General features: G+C 74.9%; 6 protein-coding genes. 1 reads left to right on the top strand and 5 read right to left on the bottom strand.

Translation table 11 applies throughout. From position 1 onward, the window contains the following. Window positions 1-140: 140 nt before the first annotated feature. The 4 genes from EST92_RS02120 to EST92_RS02105 form a co-directional block, all read right to left on the bottom strand. A complete protein-coding gene (locus EST92_RS02120; RefSeq protein ID WP_129279272.1) occupies window positions 141-1,181 on the bottom strand; it encodes a BadF/BadG/BcrA/BcrD ATPase family protein in 1,041 nt (346 codons plus the stop codon). Then, window positions 1,172-2,488 (bottom strand): 6-phospho-beta-glucosidase, encoded by a 1,317-nt coding sequence (locus EST92_RS02115; protein ID WP_129279271.1) that lies wholly within the window; start codon window positions 2,486-2,488, stop codon window positions 1,172-1,174. The genes EST92_RS02120 and EST92_RS02115 overlap by 10 nt, the downstream gene beginning before the upstream one ends. A 144-nt stretch (window positions 2,489-2,632) precedes the next feature. Further along, window positions 2,633-3,829, bottom strand: coding sequence for an ROK family transcriptional regulator (locus tag EST92_RS02110; RefSeq protein ID WP_129279270.1), 1,197 nt, complete (start codon window positions 3,827-3,829; stop codon window positions 2,633-2,635). A gap of 343 nt (window positions 3,830-4,172) precedes the next feature. Beyond that, window positions 4,173-5,261, bottom strand: coding sequence for a mechanosensitive ion channel family protein (locus tag EST92_RS02105; protein ID WP_129279269.1), 1,089 nt, complete (start codon window positions 5,259-5,261; stop codon window positions 4,173-4,175). 287 nt (window positions 5,262-5,548) lie between these two features. Here EST92_RS02105 and EST92_RS02100 point away from each other — a divergent pair, with 287 nt between their 5' ends. After that, the gene (locus tag EST92_RS02100) at window positions 5,549-6,085 is read left to right on the top strand and encodes an HNH endonuclease (protein ID WP_006605595.1); all 537 of its coding nucleotides are present in this window, start codon (window positions 5,549-5,551) and stop codon (window positions 6,083-6,085) included. Between the two features lie 144 nt (window positions 6,086-6,229). Here EST92_RS02100 and EST92_RS02095 read toward each other — a convergent pair whose 3' ends face one another. After that, on the bottom strand, window positions 6,230-9,187 hold the full coding sequence (locus EST92_RS02095; RefSeq protein WP_129279268.1) for a beta-N-acetylglucosaminidase domain-containing protein: 2,958 nt from the start codon (window positions 9,185-9,187) through the stop codon (window positions 6,230-6,232). Between the last annotated feature and the right edge of the window lie 203 nt (window positions 9,188-9,390).

Here is a 9,390-nt window from a genome sequence, read left to right as displayed (position 1 = left end):
GGCCTATGAGCGGCTGAGAGGGGCTTGGGGGCAGGGACCGGAGGGGGCCGGAGGTAGGGGAGGCGGCGGAGGCGACTGTCCTGCGGTGCCCCCTTGTGCCTCGGGCGGTCCCCGCACCCCCAGTGGCATGGGCCCGGTGGCTAGGGGCCCCGGTGGCCAGGGAGCCTTGGCCGCCCTCCTGTTCCTGCCCCCTCCGGTCCCTGCCCCCAAGCCCCTCTCAGCCGCTCATAGGCCTCCGCCGTCGCGCCCGCCCGGTCCAGGGTGTCGAGGGCGGCGCCCAGGACCGGTGGGGCGGTGACCACCCGCGGGACGGCCTTCGGGGCGCGTTCGGAAAGGAGTTGGGTGATCCGGTCGTCGAGGAGCGGGTGGCGGGCGGCGAGGACGCCGCCGCCGAGGATCACGGGAGCGGGCTCGTCGAGCAGGCCGAGGCGCCGGAGGGCGACCGTGGCCATCAGGGCGACCTCCTCGGCCTGGCGGACCACGAGGGTGCGGGCCACGGCGTCCCCGCAGGCCGCGACGGCGAAGAGGACCGGGACCAGTTCATGGCGGCGCTGGCCGGGGAGGGCGCGGAGGTGGAACGCCTCGATCAGCTCCGGCACGGTCGCCAGCCCGAAGTGCGCGGGCAGGGCGCGGACCAGCTCGGTCGGTGCGCCGCGGCCGTCCTCGGCACGGGCGGCGGCCCACAGCGCCTCCTCCGCGAGGTGCGAACCGCCGCCCCAGTCACCGGAGATCCGGCCGACGGCGGGGAAGCGGGCGGTGGCCCCGCCGTGCCCGAGGCCGGCGCAGTTGATGCCGGCTCCGCACACCACGGCGACGCCGAGCGGCTCCCCGTCGTCCGGCAGCCCGGCCCGCAGCAGGGCGAAGGTGTCGTTGCGGACGGAGACCGTGTGCGCCCAGCCGCGCCCGGCGAGTTCGGCGGTCAGGTCCGCCTCTTCGGAAGGGAGATCGGCGTTGGCGAGAAAGGCGGAGAGATGCCCGACGGGGCCCGTGCGCCCCGCCTGTTCCGTGACCGAGGCCACCAGGGGTGCCAGCACGTCGACCGCCGGCCCGGCGCCCACCCGCGGTGGCTGGAAGCCGCCGCCGCGGGCCGCGCCGAGCAGACTGCCGTCCGTGGCCACCAGCGCCACCTCGGTCTTGGTGTTGCCCGCGTCGACGGCGAGCGCCGTGCCGGTCAGGCCCATGGGAGGTGGTCCCGGTTGTGCGCGATCAGCTCGTTGGCGAGCCGGTCCGCGTGGTCGCTCTGACCGATGAGGGGGTGGGCGAGGAGGGCGGCGAACACGGCCTTGCGCCCGGCGGCCCGGTCGGTGTTCCGGTCGTCCCTGCCCAGCAGGGCCGCCTCCAGAGCGAGGTGTTCATAGGCGGTGACATGGGCGACCAGCCCGGCGTACTGCGGTTCCAGGGGGCGTACGGGCAGTGGCGCAGCGCCCGTCGGATCCACGGTCGCGGGGGCCTCGATCACCGCGTCGTCGGGCAAGAACGGCAGGGTGCCGGCGTTGTGGGTGTTGACGACCTGGACGCCCCTGGGGCCGCCCAGCAGCGACGAGGTCAGCGCGACCGCGGCTTCGGAGTAGTAGGCGCCGCCGCGCCGGGAGAGGAGGTCCGGCTTCTCGTCGAGAGCCGGGTCGCCGTACATACCGAGCAGTTGTTGTTCGAGGGCGGCGACCTGGGTCGCGCGGGACGGCTGGGTGCGCAACTCCCGTACGACGGCGTCGTGCCGGTAGTAGTAGCGAAGGTAGGAGGAGGGGAGGACGCCGAGATGGTCGAGGAGAGGGCGGGGCAGGTGCAGTGTCCCGGCGAGGGTGTCGCCGTGTTCCGCCAGCAGCCGGGGCAGGGCGTCCGCACCCGCGACGCGCACCGCGCGCTCCCAGGTGAGGTGGTTGAGGCCGATGTGCTCCAGCTCCACCTGCTCGGGGGACACGTCCAGCAGCCCGGCGAGGATGCGCTGCAGGCCGATGGCGACATTGCACAGCCCGACGGCGCGGTGGCCCTGGGCGAGCAGCGCCCTGGTGACGATGCCGACGGGATTGGTGAAGTCGACGATCCAGGCGCCGGGGTTGCGGCGGCGCACCCGCTCGGCGATGTCGAGCACGACGGGCACGGTGCGCAGTGCCTTGGCGAGGCCGCCGGCGCCGGTGGTCTCCTGGCCGACGCAGCCGCACTCCAGCGGCCAGGTCTCGTCCCGGAGGCGGGCGGCCTGACCGCCGACCCGCAGTTGCAGCAGCACGGCGTCCGCGCCGTCCACACCGGCGTCCAGGTCACCGGTCCAGGAGATCCGTCCCGGATGTCCCTGCCGGGCGAAGATCCGCCGGGCCAGGCCGCCGACCACCGCCAGCCGGCCGGCGTCCGGGTCGACGAGGACGAGCTCCTCCAGCGGCAGGACGTCACGCAACCGCGCGAAGCCGTCGATGAGTTCGGGGGTATAGGTCGAGCCGCCACCGACCACGGCGAGCTTGCGGCGGCGCGGGGTGCGTCCCTGGGGAGACGGCATAGAGGATCAGCCCTTCACTCCGGTGAGCGTGACGCCTTCGACGAAGGCCTTCTGTGTGAAGAAGTCAGGGGGTGTGGCAAGCGGTGCCGGTGGTGCCGTGGGACGCGGGCGGTGCGGGCCGGGGCGCCGGGTGTAGCGGAGTGCTCAGCCGGTGTGGAACACCGCCCCCCGCGCCTGTGCCAGTGCCGTCCGCAGGGCGCCGAGGAGGATCGGATTGCCGTCGACCCGGCTGAGCCGCAGGGCGGGGCGGGGCAGCGCAAGGCCGGTGAACTCCGCCTCGACCAGGGCGCGCAGCGCCTCCCCGCCGGCCTGGGGCACCGCGCCGGAGAGCACCACCAGCCCTGGATCGACGACCGCGGCCACCGCCGCGAGCCCGGTCGCCAGCCGCCGCGCGACCTCGGCACGTACCGCGTCGTGGGTCAGCGCACCGGCGACCGTACGCACTTCGGGACCCCCCAACTCCCGGCCCAGCGCGCGCACGCTCGGCGCGCCGACCAGCCGCTGGAAGCCGCCGCCGGCGTCGGGCCGGGCGGCGCTGCGGTCGCCGCCCCGGGACAACGGGGCGCCGGGCAGCGGCAGATAGCCGATCTCGCCGGCGCCGCCGGTGGCCCCGCGCAGCAGCCGCCCGCCCAGTACGAGCGCGGCGCCGATCCCCTCGTCGACCCACACCAGCACGAAGTCGTCGACGCCCCGCGCGGCCCCGTCGTACTGCTCGGCGACCGCCGCCAGATTCACATCGTTCTCCAGGGTGAGTGGCATCCCCAGCGCTTCGGCCAGCTCTTCCTTCAGCCCGTCCGACGGCAGGCCCGGCAGGTGCGGCGCACCGCGCAGCCGCCCGGTCCGCGGGTCCAGTGCGCCGGGTGTGCCGATCACCGCACCGTGCACCCGGTCCCGCCCCAGCCCCGCCTTGGCCAGCGCCCCGTCGAGCGCCCGTGCGGCCAGCCGCGCCATACGCTGCGGCGCCCCTGTGCCCACGGCCTCGGAGCCCGCCGCCTCGGTGCGCACGACCTCCTTGCCCACCGCCGCCGAGCCGACCGCCTCCGTGCCGACCCGTTCCTCGCCGAGCAACCGCCCGGTGATGTCGGCGACCGCCGCGGTGACCCCCCGCCCGTCGACGGCCAGCGCGGCGACCCGCGCCGCCGCCGGGTTGATCTCGTACAACTGCGCACTGGGCCCCGGCCGCCCGGTCACGCTCCCGGTCGTCCGCACCAGCCCCGCGGCCGTCAGCCGCGCCAGCAGCTGCGAGGCGGTGGGCTTGGACAGCCCGGTCAGCTGCCCGATCCGGGAACGGGTCAACGGCCCCTGCGACACCAGCAGTTCGAGCGCGGCCCGGTCGTTCATGGCCCGAAGCACCCGCGGCGTCCCGGGAGTTCCCCGTGTCTGCTGCTCACCGGCCATGACCGCCCCCCCGCTCACCGGTGCCCGAGAGGCCCGGCCGCCGCGTCTCCGCCGAGAAGTCCGTGAAGAAACCGCCTGGGAAGAACCCAGCCTGGGAAGAGACCAGTCTGTTAAGAAACCTTCCCATCGCTCCCCAGGAACGTAGGCGGGGGCCGGAAGGGCGTCAACGGGGCGGGCGCGGTGCGCTGCCGTCCCCGGGGGCCGCCCCGCGCGAGACGGCGAAAAGGGGCGCACCGGCGGTCACCGATACGCCCCTTCGCGGTCCGCCCATGCGGCCCCGGGCGGGCTACTTCCCCGCCTTAGGGGATGCCGCGAGCGGTTCCGTTGCCAGGGACTGGGGGGACGTCGGGTTGTTGAGCACCGAGGGGGCGGCGACGCCGGCGGTGGGGTCCGCGGTCTCCGGGGTCTCCTCCTCGGGCAGCGGGCGCGGGGCGAGGTGGACGCCCGCGGCGTCCAGGGCGCGCTTGATGCGCCAGCGCAGTTCGCGCTCCACTCCGGCGGCCTTGCCCGGCATGGTCCGGGCCGACACGCTGATGGTGACCGTGTCCAGGTGCACCTCGCTCAGGCCGAGGACCTCCACCGGCTCCCACAACTGCTCGTTCCAGGGCTCGGCCTTGGACATCTCCTCGCCGGCGCCGGTGATGATGTCGCGGGCGCGCTCCAGGTCCTGGTCGGCGGCGATCACCACATCGACGGCGGCCGTGGACCAGCCCTGGCTGAGGTTGCCGATCCGCTTGACCTCGCCATTGCGTATGTACCAGATCGCGCCGTTGGGACCGCGCAGCTTGGTGACGCGCAGGCCGACCTCGATGACCGTGCCGTTGGCCACTCCCGCGTCGATCTCGTCGCCGACGCCGTACTGGTCCTCCAGGATCATGAAGACCCCGGAGAGGAAGTCGGTGACGAGGTTGCGGGCGCCGAAACCGATGGCGACACCGGCCACACCGGCGCTCGCCAGCAGCGGGGCCAGGTTGATCTCCAGGACGGACAGCACCGTCAGCGCGGCCGTGCCCATGATCACAAAGGAGGCGACGCTGCGCAGCACCGAGCCGATGGCCTCGGAGCGCTGCCGGCGGCGCTCGGCGTTGACCAGCAGCCCGCCCAGCGCGGTGCCCTGGGCGGCGGCCGCGGTGCGGTTCATCCGCTCGATGAACTTGGTGATCGTGCGCCGGATCACATGCCGCAGCACCACCGCGATCACGATGATCAGCAGGATCCTCAGGCCGGACGTGAGCCACGTCCCCCAGTTCTCCTCGATCCAGCCGGCGGCGTTGGTGGCCTTCTGCGTGGCCTCGTCCAGCGAGGTCGGGCCGGTTGAGCCCGGTGCGGCGGCGCGCGGGGGTGCGCCGGTGACCGGCGAAGCGGACCAGAACACAGTCGAACCTTCCGTGTGGGACAGCAGGCCCGGACCGCGGGGTCCCCGGGAACCGGGCAGACCAACCACACTAACGGGGCAAGGAGGGCGGTCCGCGCCCTTGTTCGACACGCCACAATCCGCCGCGGCCGGATTGCGCCTGATCGAGCGGGCCGTTCCGGGGTGTGGTGGAAAACACCTCCGGCCCGTTACTCGGTCATGGTGGCGCTCCGACCAGGCACCGGGGGACACTGTGGGGAGATCGTCCCGGCGCGAGCCACGCGCCGCCGGCGTACAAGGAGGCACCCGTGCCGCATGTCCTGGTCCTCAATGCGTCGTACGAGCCGCTCGGCGTCGTACCGCTCCGCCGCGCGCTCATCCTCGTGCTCAATGAGAAGGCTGTGAGTCTCGAGGAATCCGGCGCCCTGATGCACAGCGCGACCCATGTCATCCCCGCTCCGAGTGTGGTCCGCTTGAAGCGGTTTGTGCGGGTGCCCTTTCGCGGCCCCGTCCCCCTGACCCGCCGGGCGCTGTTCGCCCGTGACGGCGGGCGCTGTATGTACTGCGGTGGCGTCGCAACCAGCGTCGACCACGTCATCCCGCGCAGCCGCGGAGGTCAGCACACCTGGGAGAACGTCGTCGCCGCCTGCCGGCGCTGCAATCACGTCAAGGCCGACCGCCATGTCGCCGAGATCGGCTGGCGGCTGCGGCACCAGCCCGCCCCGCCGTCAGGACTGGCGTGGCGGATCATCGGTACGGGCCATCGCGACCCGCGCTGGCTGCCGTATTTGCAGCCGTACGGCGCGGATGACGCCCTGGCCCGGATCGACGCCGTATCGGCGTAGGTCCGGGTTCTTCCGTCCGGGGCGGTGCTGCCGGACGGAACGCTCCGTCCGGGGCGGGTGCCGCCGGGCCCCTGCCGCCACGGTCCACACCGCGGCGGCAGGGGCCCGGCGGCACGACCGGCCACGGTCCCCGCGTCGGCCGGCTCAGCGCTGCTGCTCGACCGCGTAGGCCTCCACCGACCACAGCGAGTAGCCGAAGCGGGTGGCCCGTTTGTCGCCCTGGATGCGGACGAACCGCGCGTCCTTGGCGTCCATCCGGACCGACTCCCGGCCGCCCTTTCCGTCGCGGACCGTGGCCGCCGTGCGCCAGCTGCGGCCGTCCGGCGAGACCTGGACGCGGTATCGGGCGGCGTAGGCGTCCTGCCAGGTCAGGACGAGCCGGCCCAGCCGGGTCGGATGGGCCAGGGCGAACTGGAGCCAGGCGCCGTCCTCGGCGGGCGAGGACCAGCGCGTCCTCGGGTTGCCGTCGGTGGCCGCCGAGGCCGGGAAGTCGGGCGTCTCGTCCCCGGAGGAGGTGGCGACGGTCCCGCGCGCCAGGTCCTTGCCACCGGTGCGCGGGAACACCCGCACGGTCAGCGTCTGCTCCTCGCCCTGATAGTCCACCGGGATCTCGTACGTCCCGGAGCGGGTGCCCTCGGGCACATCGACGGCGATACGGACCGTGGCCGTGCCGCCACGCGGTGCGGTGACCTCCTGCGGCGCATGCACCGTGAAGCCCTTCGGTGCCTTCACGGTCAGCTTCTCGCGGACGTCGCCGGGGCGGCGGGAGAAGATCCGGGCGTCCACCGTCGCACTGCCGCCGGGCGGTGCGTCCAGCTCCTTGCGGGACAGTTCGAGGCCGGCCGGCGGGGTGTCGTCGAACCACGGCGTGAGCGCGTGCACGGACGGCGCGTCCGCGCCCTTCGCCCAGGTCAGCCGGACCGCGTCGGCCCGCAGTCGGGGCGTGCGCGACTCGGTCCAGCCCGTGGGGGAGAGCGCGTCGAGGCGGCGCCAGCCCTCGCCCGGGACGTGCGCCTCCAGGGACACGGCGCCCGCGCCCGGGCCCGGCTCGGTCAGCGCGGTGACCGCGGCCAGCCGGCGGGCCCGCTCGAAGGGGACTGTGAGGGACGTCGAGCCGGCGCCCTCGTCCCGCCGGGGGGCGTCGTGGCGGGCCCCGGTCCAGGCGTCGGCCTCGGACATCGCCCGCTGGAGGAACGGTGCCAGCACCCCCTTGCCGACGGTCGCCGGGCTGCGCCCGATCACCGTGCGCAGCCGCTGGACCGCGCGCTGGGCCGACCAGGCGGCGTCGCCGTCGTCGCGGGCCTGCGCCATCAGCGTGTCCACGGCGAGTTCGCCGGCGCTGCCGTAGCGGGCCAGCTGCTCGGCCCACGGCCGGATCTCGGCGGCCAGATCGGAGTGCAGGTTCCGCGGCGCGGTGCTCATGGTGTGGAACGCGGCCCGCAGCGCCTTGGCGGCGTCGGCGAGGTCCGCGTCCCGGCCGGGCCGGCCGTGGTTGGTCGCCGCCTCGCGGGCCTGCCAGAAGCGGTCGATCAGCTGCTGGAGGTAGCCCGACTCGTCCCGGTCCAGCAGCGAGGACGCGTCGTTGCCGGCCAGCGCGTGCAGCGCCTCCCGGGCCCGCGGATCGCCGCCGGCCAGATCGTCGACGGCCGCGGCCCAGGACTCCGCCGGGCGGTAGTCGCGCGGGTTCCAGGCGTAGTCGGCGGCCGTGAACAGCGGGATGCGCGAGGCGAGCGGCTGCTCCATGGCATTGGCCAGCAGCGCCGTGGAGCCGGTGGCGACGGCCGGCTCGCGGCCGCGGTAGGGCCCGAGGAAGATCCGGTCCTGCGCGTAGTCGTTGACCGGATAGTTGTCCATGGTGACCAGCGGGTGGCCCAACGCCTGGCGGGCGGCGGACAGTTCACCGCCGGTGATGGTCCGCGGGACCACCCCCACCCCGGTCCAGGCCACCGCCACCCGGTCGTCGAGCGCATCGGACAGCGCACCGCGGTACGGCGTCGAGCCGTCCTGGTAGTACTCGGTCGGCATCAGCGTCAGCGGCGCGGACCCGGGATGGCGCCGCGCCAGGTGGTCGGCGAGCGCGTTGGCGACCCGGGCCTGCGCCTTCGCCGCGGCCTCCGGGCCGGTGCCGAAGGCGTCCCGGTCCGCGTCGCAGTGCCATTCGCTGTAGCTGACGTCCTGGAACTGCAGCTGGAAGGAGCGCACCCCCAGCGCCCACATCGCGTCCACCTTGCGCCGCAGCGCCCGCAGATCCTCCTCGGAGGAGAAGCACATCGCCTGTCCGGGGGCGAGGGCCCAGCCCAGCGTGACGTGGTTGGCGCGGGCCCGCTCGGCCAGCGCCCGGAAGTCGGCGCGCTGTGCGGCCGGGTAGGGCTCGCGCCACTGGGCCTGGCGATACGGATCGTCACCGGGCGCGTACAGATAGCGGTTCTGCTTGGTGCGCCCCATGAAGTCCAGCTGGGCGAGCCGCTGCGGCCGGCTCCAGGGCTGCCCGAAGAACCCCTCGGTGGTGCCGCGCACCGCCGTGCCGGGCCAGTCGCGTACGACGACCGAGGCCAGCTGCCGCCGGCCCGTCCCACCCGTCACCAGCTGCCGCAGCGTCTGCGCGGCATGGAAGAGCCCGTCCGGGCCGACGCCGTCCATGGCGATCGTGTCCCGGCCCGCGACCTGGCCCACGGCCAGGCGGTAGCCGCCGGAGGGCAGATCCCCGCGGGCCGGCGCCCGCAGCGCCCGCAGCGCGTCCGCGGCCTGCTCGCCGCCGACCCGGAACACCGGCCCGGCCGCGGGCAGCCGGTCGCCCGGCGCGAGCGTGTGCACCGTACGGACCCCGGCGTCGCGCAGCAGACCGCGCAGCACGTCCAGCGCATACGGGTCGGTGTCCGGCTCCGCCACCAGCGCCGCCTCCTCGCCCAGCGGTACGGCGTCGCCGAGTTCCTGCAGGGACTGCGGGCGCGGCCAGACGGCCGGCGGCGCGCCCGCGCCGGCCGGGCGGTCCGGCCGGTCGGGGGTGCCGATGGCGGGGTCCGCGGGCGCCGCCTGGGCGCTGGGCACCCCGCCGAGCAGACCCCCGATCACGGCCGCCGCCAGCGCGGTGGTCCCCGCCACCCGCGCCCGGGTCCCCGCGCCGCTCTCCCCGCCCCTACCGATTCTTCCGACGCTCCATCCGCCCCGGCCTCGCACGGCTGCTCCTCGTCCCGTCCCTCATGTACCGGCCTGCCGCCGGCGCCCCGTTCCCCGTTGTTCCCCGCCGGCGCCTCGTCGGGCAGTCCCTCGGCGGTGAGCCCACCATTGTGGCGGTGAGGGTGTCA

It is taken from the genome of Streptomyces sp. TM32, assembly GCF_004122755.1.
Taxonomy (GTDB): Bacteria; Actinomycetota; Actinomycetes; order Streptomycetales; family Streptomycetaceae; genus Streptomyces; species Streptomyces sioyaensis.
The sequence above is the reverse complement of the archived record's forward strand: the minus strand, read 5'-3'. Positions and strand labels throughout refer to the sequence as shown.